At 68.4% G+C, this 23,262-nt stretch carries 24 protein-coding genes; 4 read left to right on the top strand and 20 right to left on the bottom strand.

What is annotated here, in order from left to right; translation table 11 throughout:
• Positions 1-295: 295 nt before the first annotated feature.
• Positions 296-1,588, bottom strand: a complete 1,293-nt coding sequence (tyrS, locus tag AWC31_RS34105) for a tyrosine--tRNA ligase (RefSeq protein WP_198538931.1) — start codon at positions 1,586-1,588, stop codon at positions 296-298.
• A 36-nt stretch (positions 1,589-1,624) separates the two neighbouring features.
• Positions 1,625-2,236: a DNA-3-methyladenine glycosylase gene (locus AWC31_RS34100; RefSeq protein ID WP_085149861.1), complete on the bottom strand. Its 612-nt coding sequence runs from the start codon at positions 2,234-2,236 to the stop codon at positions 1,625-1,627.
• A gap of 69 nt (positions 2,237-2,305) precedes the next feature.
• Here AWC31_RS34100 and AWC31_RS34095 point away from each other — a divergent pair, with 69 nt between their 5' ends.
• The 3 genes from AWC31_RS34095 to AWC31_RS34085 are packed head-to-tail and all read left to right on the top strand — an operon-like array spanning position 2,306 to position 4,477.
• Positions 2,306-3,061 (top strand): ABC transporter ATP-binding protein, encoded by a 756-nt coding sequence (locus AWC31_RS34095; RefSeq protein ID WP_085149859.1) that lies wholly within the window; start codon positions 2,306-2,308, stop codon positions 3,059-3,061.
• Complete coding sequence (locus AWC31_RS34090; protein ID WP_085149857.1) at positions 3,004-3,831, top strand: ABC transporter permease; 828 nt, start codon at positions 3,004-3,006, stop codon at positions 3,829-3,831. Before AWC31_RS34095 ends, AWC31_RS34090 begins: the two co-directional genes overlap by 58 nt.
• A 7-nt stretch (positions 3,832-3,838) precedes the next feature.
• Complete coding sequence (locus AWC31_RS34085; protein ID WP_067852650.1) at positions 3,839-4,477, top strand: TetR/AcrR family transcriptional regulator; 639 nt, start codon at positions 3,839-3,841, stop codon at positions 4,475-4,477.
• On the opposite strand, the gene AWC31_RS34080 is transcribed toward AWC31_RS34085, so the two are convergent.
• The 14 genes from AWC31_RS34080 to AWC31_RS34015 all read right to left on the bottom strand — a co-directional run bounded on the left by AWC31_RS34080 (position 4,451) and on the right by AWC31_RS34015 (position 17,144).
• Positions 4,451-4,660, bottom strand: a complete 210-nt coding sequence (locus AWC31_RS34080) for a Trm112 family protein (protein WP_085149855.1) — start codon at positions 4,658-4,660, stop codon at positions 4,451-4,453. The genes AWC31_RS34085 and AWC31_RS34080 overlap by 27 nt on opposite strands.
• A gap of 9 nt (positions 4,661-4,669) precedes the next feature.
• A complete protein-coding gene (locus tag AWC31_RS34075) occupies positions 4,670-5,218 on the bottom strand; it encodes a hypothetical protein (protein WP_085149853.1) in 549 nt (182 codons plus the stop codon).
• Between the two features lie 32 nt (positions 5,219-5,250).
• Positions 5,251-8,253, bottom strand: a complete 3,003-nt coding sequence (locus AWC31_RS34070; protein ID WP_110775382.1) for an acyl-CoA synthetase — start codon at positions 8,251-8,253, stop codon at positions 5,251-5,253.
• A 112-nt stretch (positions 8,254-8,365) separates the two neighbouring features.
• On the bottom strand, positions 8,366-9,550 hold the full coding sequence (locus AWC31_RS34065; protein WP_085149849.1) for an alpha-D-ribose 1-methylphosphonate 5-triphosphate diphosphatase: 1,185 nt from the start codon (positions 9,548-9,550) through the stop codon (positions 8,366-8,368).
• Positions 9,535-10,194, bottom strand: a complete 660-nt coding sequence (locus AWC31_RS34060; RefSeq protein ID WP_085149847.1) for an ABC transporter ATP-binding protein — start codon at positions 10,192-10,194, stop codon at positions 9,535-9,537. Before AWC31_RS34060 ends, AWC31_RS34065 begins: the two co-directional genes overlap by 16 nt.
• A complete protein-coding gene (locus AWC31_RS34055) occupies positions 10,191-11,033 on the bottom strand; it encodes an ATP-binding cassette domain-containing protein (RefSeq protein WP_085149845.1) in 843 nt (280 codons plus the stop codon). The genes AWC31_RS34060 and AWC31_RS34055 overlap by 4 nt, the downstream gene beginning before the upstream one ends.
• Positions 11,030-11,905, bottom strand: a complete 876-nt coding sequence (locus AWC31_RS34050) for an alpha-D-ribose 1-methylphosphonate 5-phosphate C-P-lyase PhnJ (protein ID WP_085149843.1) — start codon at positions 11,903-11,905, stop codon at positions 11,030-11,032. Before AWC31_RS34050 ends, AWC31_RS34055 begins: the two co-directional genes overlap by 4 nt.
• The gene (locus AWC31_RS34045; protein WP_234817082.1) at positions 11,902-12,954 is read right to left on the bottom strand and encodes a carbon-phosphorus lyase complex subunit PhnI; all 1,053 of its coding nucleotides are present in this window, start codon (positions 12,952-12,954) and stop codon (positions 11,902-11,904) included. The genes AWC31_RS34050 and AWC31_RS34045 overlap by 4 nt, the downstream gene beginning before the upstream one ends.
• Positions 12,906-13,469, bottom strand: a complete 564-nt coding sequence (phnH, locus tag AWC31_RS34040; RefSeq protein WP_085149839.1) for a phosphonate C-P lyase system protein PhnH — start codon at positions 13,467-13,469, stop codon at positions 12,906-12,908. Before phnH ends, AWC31_RS34045 begins: the two co-directional genes overlap by 49 nt.
• On the bottom strand, positions 13,466-13,882 hold the full coding sequence (locus AWC31_RS34035) for a phosphonate C-P lyase system protein PhnG (protein ID WP_067852671.1): 417 nt from the start codon (positions 13,880-13,882) through the stop codon (positions 13,466-13,468). Before AWC31_RS34035 ends, phnH begins: the two co-directional genes overlap by 4 nt.
• Complete coding sequence (locus AWC31_RS34030; protein WP_085149988.1) at positions 13,879-14,613, bottom strand: GntR family transcriptional regulator; 735 nt, start codon at positions 14,611-14,613, stop codon at positions 13,879-13,881. Before AWC31_RS34030 ends, AWC31_RS34035 begins: the two co-directional genes overlap by 4 nt.
• Complete coding sequence (gene phnE / locus AWC31_RS34025; protein WP_067852673.1) at positions 14,610-15,455, bottom strand: phosphonate ABC transporter, permease protein PhnE; 846 nt, start codon at positions 15,453-15,455, stop codon at positions 14,610-14,612. Before phnE ends, AWC31_RS34030 begins: the two co-directional genes overlap by 4 nt.
• On the bottom strand, positions 15,452-16,252 hold the full coding sequence (phnC, locus tag AWC31_RS34020; protein WP_085149837.1) for a phosphonate ABC transporter ATP-binding protein: 801 nt from the start codon (positions 16,250-16,252) through the stop codon (positions 15,452-15,454). Before phnC ends, phnE begins: the two co-directional genes overlap by 4 nt.
• Before the next feature lies 1 nt (position 16,253).
• Entirely contained in the window at positions 16,254-17,144 is an 891-nt protein-coding gene (locus tag AWC31_RS34015) for a phosphate/phosphite/phosphonate ABC transporter substrate-binding protein (RefSeq protein ID WP_067852675.1), read from the bottom strand.
• Between the two features lie 185 nt (positions 17,145-17,329).
• On the opposite strand from AWC31_RS34015, the gene AWC31_RS34010 reads away from it, so the two are divergent.
• A complete protein-coding gene (locus tag AWC31_RS34010; protein WP_085149835.1) occupies positions 17,330-19,102 on the top strand; it encodes an ABC-F family ATP-binding cassette domain-containing protein in 1,773 nt (590 codons plus the stop codon).
• Positions 19,103-19,104: 2 nt separating this feature from the next.
• Here the strand turns inward: AWC31_RS34010 and AWC31_RS34005 are convergent, their stop codons facing one another.
• The 4 genes from AWC31_RS34005 to AWC31_RS33990 form a co-directional block, all read right to left on the bottom strand.
• On the bottom strand, positions 19,105-19,974 hold the full coding sequence (locus AWC31_RS34005; RefSeq protein ID WP_085149833.1) for an alpha/beta hydrolase: 870 nt from the start codon (positions 19,972-19,974) through the stop codon (positions 19,105-19,107).
• A 22-nt stretch (positions 19,975-19,996) separates the two neighbouring features.
• A complete protein-coding gene (argH, locus tag AWC31_RS34000; protein ID WP_085149831.1) occupies positions 19,997-21,424 on the bottom strand; it encodes an argininosuccinate lyase in 1,428 nt (475 codons plus the stop codon).
• A gap of 106 nt (positions 21,425-21,530) precedes the next feature.
• Entirely contained in the window at positions 21,531-22,745 is a 1,215-nt protein-coding gene (locus AWC31_RS33995) for an argininosuccinate synthase (protein ID WP_067852681.1), read from the bottom strand.
• Positions 22,746-22,762: 17 nt separating this feature from the next.
• Positions 22,763-23,245, bottom strand: a complete 483-nt coding sequence (locus AWC31_RS33990; RefSeq protein ID WP_067852683.1) for an arginine repressor — start codon at positions 23,243-23,245, stop codon at positions 22,763-22,765.
• Positions 23,246-23,262: the final 17 nt, after the last annotated feature.

The raw sequence follows: 23,262 nt of genomic DNA, 5'->3' as shown, positions 1-23,262 counted from the left end.
CCTAAACGGGAAAAAGAACGTGGCCAAAAAACAACAAACAAAAACCACCAAACACACTATTGAGTTCTCAAACAACACGCCCGAGCTGACCGCGCAGAAATCCCGCGGCTAAAAGCCGCGTTAGCTCCTGCGGACAGTGAGGAACCCCCACCTTAGTGGGTGACTCTCTCGGACTTTGTCTTCGCTTCCCGGCTGGGCCGTGTCGCTCTGACCTGGAATAAGTTACGTCAGGGCTAACTCCGAGTCAAATCGCCTGGTAGATCTGGCGTTTGGCCTGGTCAGCGAGGTCGGGCGATCAGCCGTTGGCGCTCATCCGCTCGACGCCGGCAATGTTGCGCTTGCCACGTCGCAACACGAGCCAGCGCTCATGCAGAAAGTCCGACGCCTGTGGTATCCACTCGTCGCTTTCGATCCGCTCATTGTTTACGTAAACGCCACCCTCGGCGACCGTGCGCCGGGCCGCACCTTTACTCGCGGACAGCCCGGTCGCGACAAGAAGGTCGGTGATCGCGTCCGGACTTCCCGGCCGCAATTCCGCGACCTCGCCATTGCCTGCCTCGCGCAGGGCCGCGGCGAGCGTCGATTCGTCGAGGTCGACGAGATCGCCGCGGCCGAACAACGCCTGGCTCGCGTATTCGACGGACTTCGTCGCGTCTTCGCCATGCACGAGCGTGGTGAGCTCGCGGGCCAACCGCCGCTGTGCGGCGCGCTCATGCGCACGGGTGTGCGTCGCTTCGGCGAGTTCGGCGAGCTCCTCACTCGACAGGAAGGTGAACCAGCGCAGGTAGCCGAGCACATCGGCGTCGGCCGTGTTCACGAAGTACTGGTACCAGGCATACGGGCTGGTCATCTCGGGATCCAGCCACAGGTTGCCGCCGCCCGTGGACTTGCCGAACTTCTTGCCCTCGGAGTCGGTCACGAGTGGCGTCGTCATGGCATGGACCGTGGCGCCGACCTTCTGCCGCACCAACCGGGCACCCGCGACGATGTTGCCCCACTGATCGGAACCGCCGATCTGCAGTGCGCAGCCATACCGTTGATGCAGTTCGACGTAGTCGTTGGCCTGCAACAGCATGTAGCTGAACTCGGTATAGGAGATGCCGTCGCCTTCGAGCCGGCGCCGCACCGTGTCGCGGTCGAGCATGACGTTGACCGAAAAGTACTTGCCGATATCGCGCAGGAACTCGATCGCGGAGAGCTCGCCGGTCCAGTTGAGGTTGTTCTCGACGATGGCACCGGTCGGCGAATCGTCGAACTCGACGAAGCGTTCGAGCTGGCCGCGGATGCGTGAGGCCCAGTCGGCGACCGTGTCCGCGGTGTTCAATGTCCGCTCACCGGTGTCGCGCGGGTCTCCGATCATCCCGGTGGCCCCGCCGGCGAGCACGATCGGCCGGTGGCCGGCCTGCTGGAACCGCCGCAACGTGAGCAGCGGTACGAGATGACCGGCATGCAGGCTCGGCGCGGTGGGGTCGAAACCCGAGTAGACGGTCATGGGCCCCTTGGCGAGATCGCTCGCCAGCACGTCCCGGTCAGTCGACTGCGCGATCAGTCCGCGCCAGTCCAACTCGTCGAGGATTCCGGTTGCCATGGGGACGATCATGCCGCATCGCCCCATCGCCAGAGATCAGTCACTACCCCCGGGCGCAGGCGCGCGCGGACTGCGCCGATAGGCCGAGACCTCGACGCGATCGGCCAGCCAGAACCGCCACCGGCGATCGGCCGCCTTGCTGACTCCGACCCGCGGGCCATCGACCACCTCGCACCCGGAGCCGAGCACGAGCCGCACCGGACTGTCCGCGTCGAACAAGTCGATTCCGTTGTCGTCCATGGTGATTCCGAGCGCCGAACACAGATTGCCGGGCCCGCGCGCGAGCCCGGCCATGGGCACTAGAGGTCCGCGTCGCCCCTGGGCCACGTCGACCCCGGTGTCCACGGCGGCGGCTCGCAGGAGCACCGCACCCGCGACGCCGTCGTATCCGCAGACCACGTTCGCGCAGACGTGAATGCCGTGGCTGCGGTAGGTGTAGAGCCGTCCGGGCGCTCCGAACATCACCGCGTTTCTGCCACCCGGACCCCGATACGAATGCGACGCCGCATCCGGCCATGGTCCGTCGGGCGGGCCGCCATACGCCTCGACCTCGACGATCGTCGCCGTCACACCACGCCCGCTGAGCTGGGCACCTAACAGGCGACGCGCCGCCAGAAGCGGATCCCCCGCCAGCACCTCAGCACTCACCCGAGCGATTCTGCACTCCGCGGCTGACACCCATTGACACCGGTGGGCAGCAGGCGGAGTATTCATCACATGATGACTTCATCATTTGATGAATTCCGTGCACCGGCCGCCGGGCCGGCCATCGACATCACCGATCTGCAGGTGGTCCGAGGCGGTCGGCCCGCCGTCAGGGATGTCACGGTGCAGATCGCCCGCGGCACGATCACCGGCCTGCTCGGCCCGTCGGGATGCGGCAAGACGACGCTCATGCGCTGCATCGTCGGCACCCAGATCGTCGCGGGCGGAAGGGTGACCGTCCTGGGCCACCCGGCGGGATCGGCGCCGCTGCGCCATCGCGTCGGATACGTCACGCAGAACCCGACGATCTACAACGATCTCCGCGTCGTCGACAACGTCCGCTACTTCGCGTCGCTGTACGGCACGTCAGCCGCGGCCGCCGACAACGCGATCCGGTCGGTGGGCCTGGAAGATCACCGAACCGCGTACTGCGCCAACCTTTCCGGCGGTCAGCGCACCCGCGCTTCACTGGCCTGCGCACTGGTGGCCGAGCCGGAACTGCTCGTCCTCGACGAGCCCACCGTTGGGCTCGATCCGGTCCTTCGCGTCGACCTGTGGGAACAGTTCCGCCGATTGTCCGAGCGTGGTTCGACCCTGCTGGTGTCGAGCCATGTCATGGACGAGGCCGACCACTGTGGCGATCTGCTGCTGATGCGTGAAGGCCGCCTGCTCGCCCACACCACACCCACCCGGCTACGAGAGGACACCTCATGCACGTCCCTGGAGGAAGCGTTTCTGACCGTCATCCGGCACACCACCGCGGCCTGAGCCGGCGCAGCCCGCTGAGCCCGCAGGCCTACCTGGCCACGACCGGGCGGATCCTGCGTCAGCTCGCCGCCGACCACCGCAGTGTCGCGATGATCCTGCTGGTGCCGAGCTTGATCATCACCCTGATGTACTTCATGTTCCAGAACGCGCCGCACCGCCCCGGCGGGCCGACGCCGTTCAACACCGCATGCCTGATCATGCTCGGGGTCTTCCCGCTCATCGTGATGTTCCTGATCACCTCGATAACCATGCAGCGTGAACGCGTTTCGGGAACCCTCGAACGCATTCTCACCACCCCGCTGCGGCGGTTCGACCTGCTCGCCGCATACGGGACGGCCTTTTCGATCGCCGCGGCCGCGCAAGCCAGCCTCGCGTGCGTCGTCGCGTTCTGGTTCCTCGGATTCCATACCGAGGGCAGCCCCATCCTGGTGTTCTTCATCGCGATCATCAACGCCGTGCTCGGCGTCGGGCTCGGTCTGCTGTGCAGCGCGTTCGCCCGCACCGAGTTCCAGGCCGTGCAGTTCATGCCGCTCGTGATCGCACCGCAACTGCTGTTGTGCGGGATCATCGTCCCGCGTGCCGCCATGCCGGAGTGGCTCCAGTGGATCAGCAACGTGCTGCCCGCCAGCTACGCGCTCGAAGCACTGCAGGAAGTCGGCGCTTATTCTGAGCCGACTGCCACCGCGGTGCGCGACATCGCCGTGGTGGTCGGCTTCGCGGTGCTGGCCCTGTGCCTGGCCGCGGCGACGCTACGACGACGGACCCCATAGGACATCCTTGACGACCACGAACTCCGCTGCCGGGCAGGAACGCAAACGTCCCGGCCGCCCGCCCGGCACCTCCGACACGAGGGAGAGAATTCTCGCGACGGCGCGGGAACTGTTCGCGCGCAACGGAATCGACAAGACTTCGATCCGGGCGATCGCGGCAGGCGCCGGCGTCGATCCGGCCCTGGTGCATCACTACTTCGGTACGAAGACCCAGTTGTTCGCGGCCGCCATCCACATCCCCATCGACCCGATGGCCGTGATCGGGCCGTTGCGGGAAACCCCGGTAGAGCAGATCGGCCACACGCTGCCGTCAATCCTGTTGCCGCTGTGGGATTCCGAGATGGGTAAGGGTTTCATCGCCACGCTGCGCTCGATCCTCGCCGGCAACGATGTGTCGCTCGTCCGGTCGTTCCTGCAGGAAGTCATCGTCGCCGAGGTCGGCTCGCGCGTCGACAACCCGGTGGGCAGCGGACGTATTCGCGTGCAGTTCGTGGCGTCCCAGCTCGTGGGCGTCGTGATGGCGCGATACATCCTCGAACTCGAACCGTTCAAGTCGTTGCCGGTCGAGCAGATCGCCGAGACGATCGCGCCGAACCTGCAGCGCTACCTCACCGGTGACTTACCGGGACTGGGCGAGCTCCAGTAGCTTCTGGTGTTCGGCGTCGTCGTCGATCGCTATCGCCTCGTCGACCAACAGCACCGGGATGCCGTCCTCGATGCGATAGGCGCGCCGCAGCCGCGGGTTGTACAGGCGGTCCTCGCCGGCAAGGAGCAACGGCCTGCGGTCCTGCGGGCAGACCAGGATGCTCAGTAGCTTGTCGTCGACCACGAGGCGACGCTAGCCGATGGGCTGCTGGACGCCACCACCGGTCGGTCCGATGAACACGCCGGTGTTGTCCGGGTTCGTCGGATCGGGGGCCATCCCCGGCGGCAGCTGATTGATACCGGCCGTGAAGCCACCGGGCGTGACCGCGCCGGCAGCCTGCGCCTGCAGCTTGCGCTGGAAGGAGACCGTGCTCTTGAGAGCATCGACCAGCGGGGTCTGGTTCGGCCGCTTGTCGAGCGCCTCCGAGAGCGCCCGTCCGTTGGCGTTCGAGGGCTTGAAGCCCTGCGCGCGCAGTACCAGAACCTCGTGGATCAACTGGGAGATCTGACCGCCACCCGCGCCGGTGTCGTAATCGGCCGCGATGATCGCGAGCGCTTCGTCCGTCGACATCTTGGGCGCCGGCGGCTCATCGGCCCCCGTGGTCGGCACCGCGAACGCGGTGGGCGCGGCCGCGCCCACGAGCAGACCGACGGCCAGCGCGCTGCCCGCCACCGCTCCAGCGACTACACGACGCCACCCGTTGCGGTTGCCGCCCGTGTGCACCTCAGATCGCGATGTCATCAATCCTCCAGTCAGTTGCCGCCAGCCGGAGCCTAACAGTGCTCCTGCCCGAGCGCCGGGTCGTGCTCGTCATGGTCTCCGGCCAGTTCGGCGCGGACGGCCGCGGTCAGTTTCTTGTACGTACCCGTATCGGTGTCGAGGTACCAGGAGTTACGCCGCGCCGGTTTCGGGACGCCCGCGTCCTGCAGCGGGCTCACGAGCGGGCGGTACGAGGCACCGAGTTCCATGTCGGCGACGACGTGGACGACGTCGGGCGGGTTGCCCACGGGAAGCTCGGCGAGCGAATGCGACAGATCGGCGGTCGGCACACTGCCGCCGGGGCGCAGCGCCAGCGCCGTCACCGCGATCTGCCTGCCGCCGGCTTCCACCCCGTAGGTGACCGACATGTCGACCGCGTCGAGCCTGCCGACCGCGTCGTTGACCGTGGTGGCGTACACCGGGCCGCGTTCGGTGCGGATCACCGCACTGCGGTTGTCGACCAGCCAGTAGTCGCCGTCCTCGTCGCGGCGGAACAGGAACTCCGTCGACACCCAGGTGTCGGCGGGCGCGAACACGCCCCGCTTCACGACCGCGGTGGGATCGACCGGGCCACGCGGGTGAGCCAACAGCACGCCGACCTCATTGGCCTCGGCCCGTCGGACGAAGCCTTGTTCGTCCTCCAGGATCAGATCGTCGTCCGGGTCGTAGGCGGCCAGTTCGACCTGGCCGCCGCCGGGCAGCGGGCGGCCCTTGCTGCCGATCTTGGCGCCCGCCACATTGGCCAGCACGGCCTGTCCGTCGGTGGTGGCGAAGAACTCGACCACCTGTGCGGGCTCGAACACGTCGACGACGCGCTTCCACAGGCCCGCGGGCATACCCGAGCCGATGAACAGCCGCACCGGATGATTGCCGGTCAACGAGAACGACGGATCGTCGATGACCTCGCGCAGCATCGCCCACGTGTAGGACACCACGGTCACGCCATACTGCCGGATCTCCTGCAGGAACCGGTCCGGCTGCAATCCTCGCGACAGCGCGATGCGCGAACCGCCGACCACCGCGCCGCCCAGGCTGACCAGCAGGCCGGACTGATGGTGCAACGGGGTGAGGCAGTACACCGTGTCGCCGCGGCCGAGATTGGCCGCCGATGCCGTACCGAACGCCGACAGCGCCCAGCGATAGTTGGTGATCTGCCGGGGAACGAGCTCACCGCCGATCGCGCTGAACGCCACGAACGCCAGGTCGCGCGCCAGGGCCGGGTTGGGCCGGTACCAGCCGGGCAGTTCTACCACGTCGGGGTCGATCTGCTCCATGTCGATGACATCGGCGTGCTCGGGCAAATCGAGGTTGCGGTTCTCACCGCCGCCCAACACCAGCACACGCACGTCGAGCGCCCCGGCAGCGTCGAGATGTCCTGGGTCGGCGATGATTTCGGATACTCCGCCGAGGCGGACGGCTTCGGCGAGGTCGACGTCGGGCGGGATCAGCACCGCCACGGCACCCAGCCGCGACAACGCCGCGATCGCCACCAGCGCGCTGGGCCGGGTCTCCATCAGGACGCCGACGTGCGCGCCCTGGCGCACGCCCACATCGATGAGACCACGCACGACGTTGTTGATGCGGCGGTCCACCGCCTCGTAGGTGTGCACGCGCCCGTCGAACAGCAGCGCCTCCCCCTTGGGTGCACTGCGCGCCTGCTCGGACATGATGCGGCCCAAGGAGATTCGAGTGTGGTCGTTGACCTGGCCGAGGCGCGTCAGCCGGGGCAGCGTGCGGGCGGTCTCGATGACCAGTGTGCGGGCCGACTTGTTGGCCGCCACCAACGCCTCGGCCGCCGAGCGGGCGACGCCGAAGGCCATCTCGGTCGCGGCGGTGGCCCCGTGGGTCACCCGCGTGCTGAACGAGACGCCACCCTCGGGATGGTCGGCGGGCTGCGCCGCCATCGGTGCGACGCCCTCGGGCATGTCGGCGCTGCCCTCGAGCCACTTCACCCACTGCGCCACCGTCGGCCACGTCTGGCTCGACGCCTTCGAACCGACGACCAGCCCGAAATGTCCTGCCCTGATGAGATATTCGTACACGTCGGCCTGCGGCGCGGCCCGTTTTATGCCGCGCACGGCCGCGGGTTGGCCGATATCGTCCACCTCGCCGACGAATGCCAGTACGGGACAGTCGATGTCGGACAGGGTCACCAGATCTCCGTGGATGGAGAAGCCCCCGGTCATCATCCGGTTGTGCGAGATGAACTGCTTGAGCAGTTCGGAGATGGCCGGACCCGACCACGCGATCCAGCCTTCCGAGGCCAGGAACCGGCGCTGCTGTTCGCGCGGCAGCAGTGCCTCGCGGTCGTGGAGTTGGCGCAGGAACTCGAGGCGCGATTGCGCGGTCTTGATGGGATCGAGCATCTGGAAACCCGTACGGGCGAGCCAGCCGGGAATGTCGATGCGGCTGAAGACGTGATCGGCCATGAAGTCGGCGGCACCGGCCGCGACACCGGCAGGCAGGTTCATCGGCAGTGCGGCGAGCGTGTCCACGGGTGCGCCGAACGCGATGATGCTGGCGAGATCCTTCGACCGTCGGTAGGCGGCGGCCTGATAGGCGAACATGCCGCCCTGCGAGTATCCGGCGAGATGGACATCGCGCCCGGTGACCTGCTTGACGGTGTCGATGGCTTCCGACAGGGCCACCACGTGGTCGGCCAGGTTCCGCCGCATGCCGCCTTCGACCTTGTCGGGCGAACCGAAGTCGATGACCCACGGGTCGACGCCCGCGGCATGCAGGATGCCGACCGCGCCGTCGTCGCGCGTGACGTCCCACATGTCGGCCGCCATCATCATCGGGTGGACCATCAGCACCGGCGGGCCGGGATTCTGCGCGCCCGGCCGCGCATCGGGTGGGAAGTACCGGCGCAGCCGGTACATGGGCACGCTCTGGATGATCTGGAACGGTGACGGCACCGCACCCGTTTCCAGACCGCCGTAGCGCAAAACCTCCAACCCGTTCTGCGCAGTCGCCAGCAACCGCTCAACCGGCTTGGTCACTGCCGAGAAATCCACCAAAGCCTGCTCCCCTGCTCATGCCCCTCGTGGTGGCGCACGAATCCCCCGATTGACGTGGTCATGATGGCACAAGGCCGACCGGTGCCTGCAGGTTATGACCCTCCGGTGCTCAGACGGCGGCTGCGGCGAAGGTCGATCCGAGTGACTGACGCCCGAATACCTGCTGCCCAGCACGCCACAACGCCATGCCGACCTGGCTGCGCGCGGTGTCGGAACCGATCCGCCGCAATGATGCGGTCAGCGGTTGGCCGACCTCGATGACGGCATGGGGCAATCCCAACACGCCCGCCGGATTGACCGACACCAGATCGATGGCGGCGGACAACGGCGCGGCCCCACCCGACGCGAGGGCAAGTGGTGCCGCGAGCAACGCGGACGGCAGGTAGTCCGAACACAACACGTCACACACGCCTGCCGCCACCGCGTCGGAGGCCAGCACGTTGCCGGTCGAGGTGGACCGGCCACGGATTGCGTTGGGGGCTCCCAGCACGACGTTCATGCCGAGATCCGCGGCGTGTCGGGCAGCTTCGATAGTCAGCGGGAACTCGGCGACCCGGGCACCGACCTCGAACGCCTCGTCGATGTGCTCGGGTGTGCGGTCGTCGTGGCTCGCGAGCGCGATGTTGCGGGAAACCGCGAGCGCCGCAACCTCTTTGCGGCGCTCCGCGATCTGGCTCAGCCGCCCCGCATCGACCGTGAAGACCGCTTCTACCTCGGCCTCGCTCACACCCCAATCCTGGGCGTAGAAGGCGCGCGTCTCGGCCAGGGTCGCGAAACGGCTGCGCTGCGCCGAGGTTTCGATCAGCGAGATCAGCGCGACCCGGCTCGATGCGCTCAGCACCGCGGTGAGCGCATCGAGCGACCGATCGTCGGTGAGTTCGACCCTGGCGTGGATGCGCCAGTCGCAGGCCAGGTGAGGCGCGAGTTCCTCGACGACGGCGGCGAGCACCGCGGCGTCGGCGATCTCGATGCCCTTGCGGGGCGAGTCCTCACATCGGGCCGCCACGCACACCGTGCCGATCCCGGCCGCCGCACACTCGGCGTCCAAGACGCTGATGACGGCCTCGTGGTCGAGCGACACCGTGGCGCGCGGTCTGCGGCGCTGAACGAGGTTGTCCAGATGCAGATCTACTCCGGCCGGCACGAGGTTCAGGTCCCCTGCCCCGTTCGCAACGGCCGCCTCCGAGATTTCGGTTACGCGGCCGTCCGCGTCGAGTACGACTGCCGCGCTGGGGATGATCGGCCGGCCCCCGCCGGGTACCAGCGTCACACCCTCGATCACCGTTTGCGCCATTCGATCCGTCCTCTCCGTAGTTCTCCGGTTGCGGTGGCGAGCGACGCCAACGCGCTGTCAGGGGTCGCGGTCGCCAGCACCGCGGCGCCGCCCTCGATCGCCCGTTGCACCCAGACGGCCACGCTCGCCGGATCGGCGGCCGCTTCCGGTTCGTCGAGAAGAACGAAAGGGCGCGCGGCGATGAGCGCTGCGGCGAGTGCGACGGTGTGCCGTTCGGCCGGTCGAAGCCGGCCGACGGGTGTGGGCGCGAGCCGCTGGGCGCGCAGTCGCGTGAGTGCTCCCAGTGCGGACGTGTGATCGCAGCGCGCGGCGCGGGCGACGGCGTCGGCGGCAGGCAACCGCGGGGCGGCGGCCAGCGGGCCGTTGAACGAGGCGATGTGGCGACCGCGCAGCCATGCCACGGTCCGTGGGTCGGCGTCGATCAGCTCGATCTCGCCGGCGCCGCCCAACCGGAACGTCACACTCCCCGCATCCGGCCGGTACACGCCCGTCAGGCATCGGACCAGCGTCGACTTACCGGCATCCGGGCCGCCGGTGATCACCGTCAGGGTTCCGGCGGGCACCGTCATCTGCACGGGACCGAGTCCGGTGTCGTCGCCGAAACGCTTCGTCAGCCCGCTGACGACGATTGCGCCGCCTGTCATATCAACCTCGAGGACACGAGCAGTTGCGTGTAGGGGTGGCGCGGATCTTCGAGCACCTGTTCGGCGATGCCGTGCTCGACGATGCGGCCGTGATGGAGAACCACGATGCGCGAGGCCAGAATCCGCACCGCAGCGAGGTCGTGGGACACGACAATCGTGGCCGACGAGAGGTTCTCGGTCACTCGGCCGACCACTTCGAGCAGATCGGCCTGCACCGACGGATCGAGCCCCGTGGTGGGCTCGTCCAGTAACAGCACCTGCGGCGGGTCGACCAGTGCGCGAGCGAGCTGCACCCGCTGTTGCATGCCGCCGGAGAACGTCATGAGCGCGTCGGTATGGCGTTCGGACCGCAACCCGAGCTCACCGAGCAACTCCGCGACCCGCGCATGGATATCCGCGAATTGTCGTGCACCAGAACCCAACAGCCGTTCTGCGACGTTGGATTCCGCGGCCAGCCGCGGGTACAGGCCTGCGGCGAGGGCGTTCTGGTGGACCATCAGCACCGCCGGCCGCTCGATCGGGTGCTCGCCGACCAGGATCGAACCGTGCTCGGGGACGAGATCGAGGTGCAGACACCGCAAGAGCGTGGTCTTGCCGGAGCCGGATTCGCCGACGATGCCGAGAACCTCATCGGGCCCGACGTCGAACGACGCATCGTGCACGGCGATGACCGATCCGCATGCCGAGCAGCGGTTGGTGCCCGCGGCCTCACCGGTCGAATCGACGCACCGGTCACAGCCCGGCCCGAAGCGGTGCGACAGCCCGCGAACCGACAGCACCGGGGCAGGCGGTACGAGGGCCCGCTCACTGTCCCATTCGGCGATCGCCGTGGCGGTCATCGGCTTTCACCGTTCGAGCGGACCCGGCACGCGTCCATATCGCTGCACTGCCACACCAGCACGGTGTCCGCCCCACCCGTGGGTACCCGATACGACGTGGTGCTGCCGCACCGGCAGCAGGGCCCGCCGGCACGCTCGGGCTCGAGCGGGCAGTCGTCGAACGCCAACGGGCGCACCGAGGTATACGGCGGCAATGCGGTCAGGCGCGCCCGGCGCCCAGCGCCCAGCAGGATGGGGTACGGGCGCTGGTCGAGCCGGAGTACGTCGTGGCGCGGTATCGGGCTCGGGCTCATCAGCCGTGAATCTCCAATCAGCACCGGATGATCGGCGCCGGTTCGTGGCCCGCCCAGCCTGGCCTGGTCGTCGTACAGGTCGAGCCAGGCCGGCGTGTAGTCGCCGTCGGCGTGGTGTTGCTTGGCGGTGAGTTCATCGGGCACCACCCGCCGCAGTGGTTCGGGGTGCGGCACCTGCAGAACGAGCACCTGGTCACCGCGCAGCTCGACCTCGGGGATGCGGTGACGGCTCTGGACGATCGTGGCCTGCGCCGTGTCGGTCGTGGCCTCGCACAATGCCGAGCCGGCGATAAGGCTGCGCATCGCCGTGGCATTGACCGAATGGTCGTCGCCCTGATCGATCACCTTGACCACGTCGGTGGGGCCGACCAGCGACAGTGTCACCTGCAGCCCGCCGCTGCCCCAGCCGCGGGCCACCGGCATCTCGCGCGATGCGAAGGGCACCTGCCAGCCCGGAATGGCCAGCGCTTTCAGAATCGCCCGCCGCACATTGCGTTTGGTGTCTTCGTCGAGGTATGCGTATGCCTGCGGCCTGCCGTGCGCGGCGGCCAGTTCAGCTACCGTCTGCGGGCGGTTCATCGGGTCTCCTTGGCGGCGGCCTGCGACAGGTACGCGGTGAACCCCGCGTAATGCGGCAGCCGCAGATGTTCGACGAACCCGGCCGTGGCCGATCCGTCGGTGGCGGCGAGCACGGTCTGCTCGTCGAGAGTCAACTGCTCGCGCAGCTCCTTGTCCGCTTGCATGACGGCGTCGAGCAGGGCCAACGAGATCGCGCGCCGCTCAACGGTTCCCAGCGTGGCACCCCACCCCATCGCCAGGCCGGGCCGCCCGTCGACGGCGGCGTCGAGGACGACCTCGACTTCGGTGATCGGGACCTCGGCGACCACGCATCCGATACCGGTGCGCGGGTACGGCATCCGGATACCGGCCGCCCCGACCGTGAGTTCGACCAGAACGGCTTCCTGGCGCCTGCCGAGGACTATCGCCGCCATCGCCACCAGTGCCCCGGTTTCGCCGCGCGACAGCATCGACAGCAGCGCCGCCCGCGTATACGGCGGAACCAGCACGCTCGCAGCGGGATCGGGACTGTGCCCGTCCTCGGCAGGCGTGACCATCGTGACACCGCCGATCAGATCGCGAACCCGTGGCGTCGACCGGCGATCCGGTGCGTCCCCGGCGCAAGGCTGCGCTTCGGGTGAATCAGGAATGGCAGACTCGGATTCGGACCAGCTGAGCTGCCGCGGCAGCAGATCCGGCGCGAAGCCGAGCCATTGCCCGCCGGGCACCTGAGGGTATGCCGAGGACACCCGCCGAACCAGCGCGACGTCGGCCGTGTCGACCGTGCCCGAATCGGCATGCGGCTGAGTCGCTGCCCACACGCGCAGCATCGACACCGCGTGCGCGGTGTCGCCCCGCGATTGGTTCAGCGCGCGCAGCGCGACGGCCGGTTCCCACAGACCGGCCTCGGCGCACACCTGCTCGGCCAGGACCGACAGGTTGATACTCGACTGCGGCTGCGGCGCCGACGCGATGGCGCGGGCGGCTTCGAGCGCCGGATTTTCGTGCATGCTGGCATACATCAGGCCGCCGCCTTCAGAGAGACGCTGCGCGGCAGAGCGATCAGACATTCGCCGTCGACCATCAACACGTCGACGCCGCAGGGCGGCGCGGCGTTCGCGGCGGCCAACGCGTGGACGGCCACGGTGTCCAGCGCGACGTGTGCGGTCGTCGTCCCGGCGATGCCCGGTCCGGTCAAGCCCACCGGGGCCGGCGCACCCGTCGCCGCGATCACCAGCGTCGCACCGTTTTCCGGCGTCAGGCGGCTGCCGCGGCGGGCCCGCGATATCGCGTCGGCGGCGGGGCCGTGCACCAGCACCCAGTCGGAATCCTCGATGTCGCCCTGCGCCGCACCGCACGTGCCCGCCACCGTCGCCGTGATGCCGTGCGCGGCCTCGCCGCCCGCGACGCCGAGTGCGAGCCCGCGATCGAGAAGGGCCAGCAGAACCGCTGCGGCAGCGTCGAGTTCGGCGACGGGGGTGATTCTCGGCCGGCTCGGCAGCTCGATCGGTGTGCCGGGGGCACACATCGCACGCATGCACGCCAGAAAGACCGACCGGCTGTCGTGCACCGGATCCCACGTCATGAGTTGTCCAGCCCGGTGGCGGCGACCAATCGGGCACGGGCGGCTGCCCGCGCCGCGCGATCGCGTTCGGCGGCTTCGCACAACTGCTCCACCCGGCCGGCCAGCGGCCCACCTCGGTGCGATTCGGCGTCGCACACCGCCGCCGCGACCGCGCCGGTCAGGTCATGGCCGGCGCGGATCCCGTCGCCACGCGTGCCGCCCAGCTCGACCGTGCACCGGGTGAGGGCGACATGGCCGAGGACGACGGTGGTCTCGGCACAGCCGGGCACCGCGACGCGCACGGGCGTGCTGATCGATTCCGGGCCCGCCGTCACCGAAATGTCGGCTCCGGTGGCCAGTATGGCGTCGGCAAGCTCCTCGAGCTCGGCGGCATCGGCGCCCGCGAGGGCCGCATAGCGTTGTTCGGCCGTCACAGCAGATCCACCGTGAACTGCACCCGCTCGCCGCGGAATCGGTGTTCCACGACCGCGACCGGGACACCGTCCTGATCGACGTTCAGCCCGCGCATCTCCAGCAGGGGCGCGCCTATGCGCACCTGAAGCTGTTCAGCTTCAAAGGGTTCGGCGAGACCGGCCGCGAACGTCCGGTACGCGCGTTGCATCCGCACGCCGTGACGTTCCAGCAGGAAGTCGAACAGCGAGGTGTCGCCGGCCCACTGCGCCACCAGATCCGGGAACCGGTCGGTGTGGATCGAGGTCATCGAGACCGACCACGGTTCGTCGTCGACGAGCCGCAATGTACGGCACACCAATACGCCGCCGGTCGTGTCGAGTTCGGCCTGCAATTCCGGTGTCTGCACGATGTCGGCCGACAGCAGCCGGATGCTCACCCGGTGCCCGAGCTCGCGCATGCTGCGGGTGAAGCTCGCGTCACGGCCCGCCGAGACGTCGTACCGGACCCGTGGCGCGGCGACGAACGACCCCTTGCCGTGGACGGTTTCGATCAGGCCGCGCTGGCTGAGTTCCTCGAGCGCACGCCGCACCGTGAGGCGATTGACGTCGAACTCGCGGGACAGCTCCGCCTCGCTCGGGAGCCGGTCACCCGGGCGGGCCTCCTCTGCCAACCGGGCTTCGAGGAGATCGCTGAGCTGACGGTAGATCGGCCGATCGGCGTAGCGGTTGATCATCTCCAGATCGTGACTCATCTTCCCCACCTCTCCCCCGAGACTTTCCCGAGAACACGCCGACGGATTGCCGCCGAGACCCGTTCGAACACGACGACGACACCGAGAATCGCCAGGATGATGGTGAGGGCCTCGTCGTAGCGCAGCAGCGTCATCGACGTCGCGAGTTCGATGCCGATGCCACCGGCACCGACCAGACCGAGCACCACCGACGACCGGGCCGACGATTCGAGCGCGAACATCGACGTGGTCACGAACGACGGCAGGCATGCCGGGATCACCCCGCCGAGCAGGACCCCGGCGTGTGACGCCCCCAGCGCGCGCAGCCCCTCGATGCGCCCGGGGTCGATGTCCTCGATGCTCTCGGCGAAGAACCGGCCGCAGAACCCCATCACGTCGACCGCAATCGCCAGCACGCCCGCCTCCGGGCCGAGACCGACTGCTATCACGAAGACCAGGCCCCATACGAGATCGGGAATCGTCCGGCTCACCGTGATGACGCCGCGGCTGGCCGCATACAGCGACCAGTGCGGTGTGGTGTTGCGGGCCGCTAGCACGGCGAGCGGCAGGCTCAGCGCAACCCCGATGATCGTTCCCAGCAGCGCCATCTCGACGGTGACCAGCAGCGCCTTGAGGATGGGGCCGATGCGTTGGACGTCGGGTGGGACCGCGTCCTGCGCGAACTCGCCGAGTCGGAACATCCCGGTCAGCAGGGAGTCCGGGCGCACGGCGGCACCCTGGGTCCAACCGTGCACCAGCAGTCCGCCGACGACCAGCACGATGACGAGCGTCAGCAGGCTGGGCCTGCGCACCCGCGGCGGCTGCGTCGGTGGATGCGGTGTCCGGGTCGCGGTGGACGTCACGAAACCGCCTCAGCGAATACCGGATTCAGTTGCGCGGCGTCGCATTCGGCTGCCGGACGGTCGAATTCCACGACGCCGTTGCGTAGCCCGACCACCCGGTCGGCGTAGCGCAGGGCCAAATCGATCTGATGCAGCGCCATGATGACGGTGACATCGCGCTCGGCGGCGATCGAGCGCATCAGTTCCATGACCGCTTGCGCCGACGCCGGATCGAGGCTCGCCACCGGTTCGTCCGCGAGGATGAGGCTGGGCCGCTGCATGAGCATGCGGGCGATGGCCACACGCTGCTGCTGGCCGCCGGAGAGGGTGTCGACCCGGCGATCCGCGAAGGCACTCAGCCCAACGCGCTCAAGCGAAGTCATCGCGTCGGCCCGGACCTCGCGGGGGCTCGTCAGGGTCCAGGCACACCGCGTACCACGGTGTCCCATCGCACCGTGGACGACGTTGTGGAAGGCGCTGAGCTGCGGGATCAGATGGAACCGTTGGAACACGAAGCCGACGTCGCGCCGGACCGCGCGTAGCCTGCCCCGCGACAGCGCTGTCACGTCGGTGCCGTGGATGACGACGGCTCCCTGCGTCGGTTCGATGAGGCGCACCAGGCACCGCAACAGGGTGGACTTGCCCGCGCCGTTGGTGCCGATCAATGCGACCGTCTGCCCCGGTGGGACTTTGAGGTCCACGCCGCGCAGGGCCTCGGCTCCGCCGCGCCCGTAGCGGACCCTGAGGTTGGCCACTTCGAGTGCCGTGGCGCTGGCGGTCACGGCGTGGGTGTCGGATAGTGCGGTGCCTGCGCCCATGTCAGTCGCCCAGGAATTCGGAGAAGTCGTCGACGCCGACCGCGCGGTACATCGACCGCACCTCGTCGTAATCGGCATCGGTGACCGAAACCAGTTTGGCGTTCTCGTACTTGGCGTTGTCCTTGCCTTCGAGCATCGCGGGCAGCAGGGTGTCGAAGTGCTCGTTGAAGGTGTCGCGAATCGTCGTGACGGTCTGTTCGTCCAGGCCGTCGCGGCCCATCAGGAGGTCGGGTGGCAGCGTGGGGCCCTCGGCGAGCATCCGATACTGCGCCGGGTCGTCGGTGCCCATGAATTCCTCGTAGTCGTGGTAGCCGATGCCGACGGCGGCGACGTCACCGCGTTTGAGTGACTCGTGCACGGCGTCGCCCACGGTGAGCACCTCGAGTTCGGAGGTCGGTTCGATTCCCGCGTCGACGAGCATCTGCGACGGTCCGAGGTGACCGCTCGTCGAGCCGACGTCGGACATGGCGACCTTCTTTCCGCGCAGCTGCCCGAGTTCGGTGATCCCGCTGTCGGCCTTGGTGTAGATGCACGAGTGGTAGCCGTCGCGTTCGATCGCGACGATCGGCTGGGCGCCGGTGCGCTCGTGGATCACGACGTATTCGGCGGGCCCGGTGAACACGACGTCGACACGGTCGGCCTCCAACGCGGCCGCGGCGGCCGTCCGGTCGGTGACGGCGAAGAACTCGAGGTTCAGCCCGGACTGCTTCTCGAACTCCTTCTCGAAGGCGCCGAACTCACGTTGGAGTTCCTCAAGGCCCTGAAGATCGGTCACCGCCATCCGGACGGTCCCGGGCTGTGCCGAGTCCGACGACGGACTGCTACAGCCGACCGTCAGCGCTGCCGCCGACAACAGCGCCACCGCACCTGTGACCATCTTGCGTGCAGACATCGGGCTTCCCATCTCTTCGCGTCGCCATTTGGTGTCTACATGTCTAGATAAGCATTGCGAACTGCAAGTAAACGGCGACCGACGCCTTCCGCAACCTCTCGTGGCGGGCGTGCCGCGCGCCGGCCCCGGCGCGCGGGCGGCCTGTTCGCGGTGTGCTCGTGGCCTGACGATAGGGTCGGCTGGCGATGGCACACCTGCTCGGGGGCGAAGCCCTGCATCTTGAGTACCCCACAGGGGTGGTTTTCGATTCGGTGACCGTCGGCGTCAGCGAAGGCGACCGGATCGGCATCGTCGGACGCAACGGTGACGGCAAGTCGACGCTGCTCGGTCTGCTGACCGGCCGCATCGCCCCGCATTCGGGCCGCGTCACGCGCCGTGGCGGTTTGCGCGTCGGCTCGCTCGACCAGACCGACACCCTCGATTCGGACAAGACGGTGGGCTGGTCGCTCGTGGGCGATCGGGCCGAACACGAATGGGCAGGCGACCCGCGGGTGCGCGACGTGATCGGCGGGCTCGTGGCCGACATCCCGTTCGACACCCGCGTCGGGACGCTGTCGGGCGGTCAGCGGCGCCGGGTGCAACTGGCCGCGCTGTTGATCGGCGACTGGGACGTGGTCGCGCTCGACGAACCCACCAACCACCTTGACATTCAAGGCATCACCTGGCTGGCCGAGCATCTCAAGCAGCGCTGGGCGCGCGGCGCGGGCGGACTGTTGCTGATCACCCACGATCGGTGGTTCCTCGACGAGGTGGCCACAGCGACGTGGGAGGTACACGACCGGATCGTCGAGCCGTTCGAGGGCGGTTACGCCGCCTACGTACTGCAGCGCGTGGAGCGTGACCGTCAGGCCGCCGCCGCGGAAGCCAAGCGGCAGAACCTGATGCGCAAGGAACTGGCCTGGCTGCGCCGAGGGCCACCGGCCCGAACCTCCAAACCCAAGTTCCGCATCGACGCGGCCAACGCGCTCATCTCGGATGTGCCGCCACTGCGCAACACCGTCGAGCTGTCCCGGGCCGCGATGGCCCGGCTCGGTAAGGACGTCATCGACCTGCTGGATGTCTCGGTCGCCTATGACGGCCGAGAAGTGTTGCGCGACATCGAATGGCGCATCGCCCCTGGCGAGCGCACCGGCATCCTCGGCGCCAACGGGGCAGGCAAATCGACCCTGCTCGGTTTGATCTCCGGAACGGTGACACCGACGTCGGGCCGGGTCAAACGCGGCAAGACGGTGCGGCTGGCGATCCTCGATCAGCAGTCGCGCGAGCTCGAGGCCGTCGCGGGCGACATGGTCCGTGAAGTCGTGGGGCGGTTGCAGACCAGCTACCAGATCGATGGCAAGGAGCTCACACCGGCGCAGCTGCTGGAGCGGTTGGGCTTTGCGCGCGAACAACTCTCGGCGCGCGTGGGCGAACTGTCCGGCGGTCAGCGGCGGCGGCTGCAGCTCATGCTCGTGTTGTTGTCCGAGCCCAACGTGCTGGTGCTCGACGAGCCGACCAACGACGTGGACACCGACATGCTCACCGCGACCGAGGATCTGCTCGATTCCTGGCCGGGAACCCTGATCGTGGTGTCGCATGACCGGTATCTGCTCGAGCGTGTCACCGACCAGCAGTACGCGATCCTCGACGGCCGCCTTCGCCATCTCCCCGGCGGGGTCGACGAATACCTGCGACTGTCGGCGCAGCGTCCCGACACGCCTTCAGCACGGCCGGAAACAACTGCCACACAAGGGTTGTCCGGTGCCGAGCTGCGCAGCATCGAGAAGGAGATCGCCTCGATCGACCGGTCACTGGCCAAGCTCTCCGACCGGATCACCGCCAAGCACGATGAGCTCGCCGCACACGATCAGTCCGACCACGTGGGCCTCGGCCGGCTCACCGGGGAACTGCGCGAACTCGAGAAGCAGGTGGCCGAGTTCGAGGCTCGCTGGCTGGAGCTGTCGGAGCAGCTGGAATAGCGCTAGACCACGCGGCGAAGGAAGGCCAGCTGATCGGTGACGACCCGGTCCCGGACATCGCGGGTGTAGAAGTCGAAGTGCGCGACGGGGTATTCGAGCAGCTCGCCGCGCGGCGCCGCCGCGGCCAGCGCGGCTGCCATCTCGGGCGTCGTCTCGGCGTCCTCGGTTCCGATGCACACCAACAACGGGCACGCCACCCGCGTCGCGAAATCTCCAGGGCGGTAACGCATCATCTCGATCAGCCCGCGGGGCGCCACCTCGTTGCGCCACGTCGGACTCGTCATGCCGGCGATGGCGCGCTGGGCCCCGGCGCCGGTCATCACCGCGAGCTCGCCCGGTCCCCCGACAGCCCGAATGTAGTGCGGCGGCAGGCCCAGCCTGCCGCGCAGCCAGTCACCGGCCATGACCCCGAGCAGTTTCAAGGTCGACAGCGTCGAGCGGCCCTCGACCTTCTTGGGAAACCCGTTGAACGGAATCTGGGCGATCACCGCCGCGACGGCGGGATCGCGGGCCGCCGACGTGACCACGTGCCCGCCGCCGAGCGAGGTTCCCCACAGCACCACGCGGTTGCGGTCGACGTGGTCGAGGCCGCGCGCGCAGCTGACCGCGGCCGCGATATCGGCCAGTTGACCTTCGATGCCGACGACTTGGCGTGGCTGCCCACCGCTTTCGCCGAAATTGCGGTAGTCGAACGTCATGGCGTGAAATCCGGCCGCCGCGAATGCCTCGGCGGTTGCCACGACCGACGGGGTGTCCTGAGTTCCACCGAACCCGGTACACAGCACGACGCATGGACCCGTTCGGCCGCCGGCACGTCGCAGGTATCCGACGCAGTCGGATCCTCCGGATTGGAACACCACCCGTTCGGCCATGCCTGCCACTGTACGTACGGGCCTATCGGCGCAGCCGGATCCGCAACTCCGCCATCGACTCCCGGACCACCCCGAGCTGTTTGGCGACCTGGATCGGCGCAGTCCCACCGCGCGCGTTGCGAGCGTTCACCGACCCCTCGACGGTGAGCACCTCGCGAACCTGCGGGGTGAGCGCGACGTTGATCGAGGCGAACTCGTCGTCGGTGAGTTCGTCGAGCCCCACCCCGCGTCCCTCGGCCGCCTGCACCGCGGCGCCCGCGGCCTCGTGCGCGACCCGGAACGGAACACCTTGGCGGACAAGCCATTCGGCGATATCGGTGGCCAGGGTGTAACCGGCGGGCGCCAGCTCGGCCATGCGGGCCTCGTCGAACGTCAACGTGGCGACCAAGCCCGCCATCGCCGGCAGCAACAGTTCGAGTTGCGCAACCGAATCGAAGACCGGCTCCTTGTCCTCTTGCAGATCGCGGTTGTAGGCCAACGGCTGCGCCTTGAGCGTGGCCAGCAGACCGGTCAGGTTGCCGATCAGTCGCCCGGACTTGCCGCGCGCGAGCTCGGCGATGTCGGGGTTCTTCTTCTGCGGCATGATCGAGCTGCCCGTCGACCACGAGTCGTGCAGGGTGACGTAGCCGAATTCGGTTGTGCTCCAGAGGATGATGTCCTCGGCGAGCCGCGACAGATCCACCCCGATCTGCGCGAAGATGAACGCCGCCTCCGCGGCGAAATCCCGTGCCGCGGTGGCGTCGACGGAGTTGTCGGCCGCCGCGGCGAACCCGAGGTCGTCGGCGATGGCGTCGGGGTCCAGGCCGAGCGATGAGCCGGCGAGCGCACCCGAGCCGTACGGTGACACGGCGGTGCGGTCGTCGAAGTCGGCGATGCGGTCGACGTCGCGCAGCAGCGGATGCGCGTGCGCGAGCAGATGATGGGCGAGCAGGATGGGCTGAGCCGCCTGCAGATGCGTCTTGCCGGGCATGATCGCGGTCGGATGCGCGGCGGCCTGGACGGCGAGGGCGTTGACCACCTCGAGCACTCCGTCGGCGACGCGGCGCACCGCGTCGCGCAACCACATCCGAAACAGCGTGGCCACCTGGTCGTTGCGCGACCGCCCGGCCCGCAGCCGGCCGCCGAGATCCGGCCCGACGCGGTCGATCAGGCCGCGCTCGAGTGCGCCGTGCACGTCCTCGTCGCTGACGAGCGGCTCGAAGCTGCCGTCCGCGACGTCTGAACCCAGGCTGTCGAGACCGGCGAGCAGGCCGTCGCGCTGTTCGTCGGTGAGCAGCCCGGCCCGGTGCAGCACGCGCGCGTGTGCCTTGGACGCCGTGATGTCGTAGGGCGCCAGGACCCAGTCGAAATGCGTCGATTTGCTCAGCGCCGCAAGGGCATCCGACGGTCCGTCGGCGAACCGGCCGCCCCACAGCGAACCCTCGTTGGTGGTTCCGTCGTTGGTGCTCATCTCATCCAGCTTCCTGCCGCGCGAGCGACCGTGTGGGTACGTCAAAATGCGGCGTGTCGCCGTACAAACACGGTCGCTCGCGGTGCGAAGTTCTCGCGGTCCGAAGTTACAGGCCCAGGTCGCGCTTGGCGGAGATCTTGGAGCTCAACCCGTGCACGTGCACGAAGCCCTTGGCCGAGGACTGGTCGAAGCTGTCGCCCTCGTCGTAGGTCGCGAGGTTGAAGTCGTAGAGGGACTCCGCGCTGCGCCGGCCGTTCACCGCGATGTGGCCGCCGTGCAGCACGAGCCGGATCTCGCCGCTGACGTGTTCCTGCGTGTGCTCGACGAAGGACTCCAGCGCGCGCTTGAGCGGCGAGTACCACAGGCCGTCATAGACCAGCTCGCCCCACTTCTGGTCGGTGGTGCGCTTGAACCGGCCGAGCTCCCGCTCAAGCGTGACGTGCTCGAGTTCGGTGTGGGCGGTGATGAGCACCATCGCGCCAGGCGCCTCGTAGATCTCGCGGCTCTTGATGCCCACGAGCCGGTCCTCGACCACGTCGAGCCGCCCGACACCCTGAGCGCCGGCGCGCCGGTTGAGCTCCTCGATGGCCTGCAGCACCGTGACGGGCCGACCGTCGATCGACACCGGAACGCCCTTCTCGAACCCGACGATGACCTCGTCGGGCGAGCTCCAGTTGACGGTCGGGTCCTCGGTGTAGTCGTAGACGTCCTTGGTCGGGGCGTTCCACAGATGCTCCAGGAAGCCGGTCTCGACCGCACGGCCCCACACGTTCTGGTCGATCGAGAACGGCGAGCGCTTGGTGACGTTGATCGGGATCGCGTTCTCCTCGGCGAACGCGATGGCCTTCTCCCGGGTCCAGGCATAGTCCCGGACCGGGGCCAGCACCTCCAGATCGGGGGCCAGCGAGGCGAAGCCGACCTCGAACCGCACCTGGTCGTTGCCCTTGCCGGTGCAGCCGTGGGCGACGATGCCGCCGCCGTGCTCGCGGGCCGCCTTGACCAGATGCTTGACGATCAGCGGGCGGCTGATCGCCGACACCAGCGGATAGCGGTCCATGTAGAGGGCGTTGGACTTGATGGTCGGCAGGCAGTACTCGTCGGCGAACTCATCGCGCGCGTCGACGACGACGGCTTCGACGGCCCCGCAGTCGAGCGCGCGTTGCCGGACCACTTCCATGTCCTCGCCGCCCTGGCCCAGATCGATGGCGACGGCGACGACCTCGCGGCCGGTCTCCTTGCCGATCCAGCTGATCGCCACCGAGGTGTCCAGACCTCCGGAGTACGCCAGGATGACGCGTTCGGACCCCGACGTTTGTGGCATGAGCAATCTCCTTCGGTTCAGCTCTGATTCAGGTTCTCGATGGTGCTGGCGAGCTCGGCACCGGTCATCGGCTCCCTTGCCACCACCAGGATGGTGTCGTCGCCGGCGATGGTGCCGACGACATACGGCAGGGCAGCACGGTCGATGGCGCTGGCCAGGTAGTGCGCGGCCCCGGGCGGGGTGCGCAGCACGGCAAGGTTAGCGCTGGCATCCGTGGACACCAGCAAGTCCCCCAGCAACCGGGCGACCCGTTCGGTGCCGCCCGACACCCCGCGCACCGGGCTGCCGTCCTCTGGCACCACGTACACGCCGACCCCGCCGTCGGCGCCGCGCAGCTTCACCGCGCCGAGCTCCTCCAGATCGCGCGACAGGGTGGCCTGCGTGACCTCGATGCCTTCCTCGGCGAGCATGGTGGCCAGCTCGCTCTGGCTGCGCACCGAGTGCGACGACAGCAGCGTGACGATGCGGGCCTGCCTGCCGGCCCGGGTTGCCGCCGTCATGTCCCTACCGCTGGCAT

Source organism: Mycolicibacterium wolinskyi, assembly GCF_002101965.1.
GTDB lineage: Bacteria > Actinomycetota > Actinomycetes > Mycobacteriales > Mycobacteriaceae > Mycobacterium > Mycobacterium wolinskyi.
Note: the sequence above shows the minus strand (reverse complement) of the source record. Positions and strands in the feature narration are given on the sequence as shown.

Bases quoted from the DNA above. Each gene is read 5' to 3' on its own strand.
- AWC31_RS34055 (WP_085149845.1), bottom strand. From the start codon at position 11,033: ATGACCGCCACGGCGATCGCCGAATGGGACAGTGAGCGGGCCCTCGTA.
- phnH (WP_085149839.1), bottom strand. From the start codon at position 13,469: ATGACGTGGGATCCGGTGCACGACAGCCGGTCGGTCTTTCTGGCGTGC.
- AWC31_RS34045 (WP_234817082.1), bottom strand. From the start codon at position 12,954: ATGTCTGATCGCTCTGCCGCGCAGCGTCTCTCTGAAGGCGGCGGCCTG.
- AWC31_RS34050 (WP_085149843.1), bottom strand. From the start codon at position 11,905: ATGAACCGCCCGCAGACGGTAGCTGAACTGGCCGCCGCGCACGGCAGG.
- AWC31_RS34060 (WP_085149847.1), bottom strand. From the start codon at position 10,194: ATGACAGGCGGCGCAATCGTCGTCAGCGGGCTGACGAAGCGTTTCGGC.
- tyrS (WP_198538931.1), bottom strand. From the start codon at position 1,588: ATGGCAACCGGAATCCTCGACGAGTTGGACTGGCGCGGACTGATCGCG.
- AWC31_RS34065 (WP_085149849.1), bottom strand. From the start codon at position 9,550: ATGGCGCAAACGGTGATCGAGGGTGTGACGCTGGTACCCGGCGGGGGC.
- AWC31_RS34010 (WP_085149835.1), top strand. From the start codon at position 17,330: ATGGCACACCTGCTCGGGGGCGAAGCCCTGCATCTTGAGTACCCCACA.
- AWC31_RS34095 (WP_085149859.1), top strand. From the start codon at position 2,306: ATGATGACTTCATCATTTGATGAATTCCGTGCACCGGCCGCCGGGCCG.
- AWC31_RS34015 (WP_067852675.1), bottom strand. From the start codon at position 17,144: ATGTCTGCACGCAAGATGGTCACAGGTGCGGTGGCGCTGTTGTCGGCG.
- phnC (WP_085149837.1), bottom strand. From the start codon at position 16,252: ATGGGCGCAGGCACCGCACTATCCGACACCCACGCCGTGACCGCCAGC.
- AWC31_RS34090 (WP_085149857.1), top strand. From the start codon at position 3,004: ATGCACGTCCCTGGAGGAAGCGTTTCTGACCGTCATCCGGCACACCAC.
- argH (WP_085149831.1), bottom strand. From the start codon at position 21,424: ATGAGCACCAACGACGGAACCACCAACGAGGGTTCGCTGTGGGGCGGC.
- AWC31_RS34005 (WP_085149833.1), bottom strand. From the start codon at position 19,974: ATGGCCGAACGGGTGGTGTTCCAATCCGGAGGATCCGACTGCGTCGGA.
- AWC31_RS33990 (WP_067852683.1), bottom strand. From the start codon at position 23,245: ATGACGGCGGCAACCCGGGCCGGCAGGCAGGCCCGCATCGTCACGCTG.
- AWC31_RS34030 (WP_085149988.1), bottom strand. From the start codon at position 14,613: ATGAGTCACGATCTGGAGATGATCAACCGCTACGCCGATCGGCCGATC.
- AWC31_RS34075 (WP_085149853.1), bottom strand. From the start codon at position 5,218: ATGACATCGCGATCTGAGGTGCACACGGGCGGCAACCGCAACGGGTGG.
- AWC31_RS33995 (WP_067852681.1), bottom strand. From the start codon at position 22,745: ATGCCACAAACGTCGGGGTCCGAACGCGTCATCCTGGCGTACTCCGGA.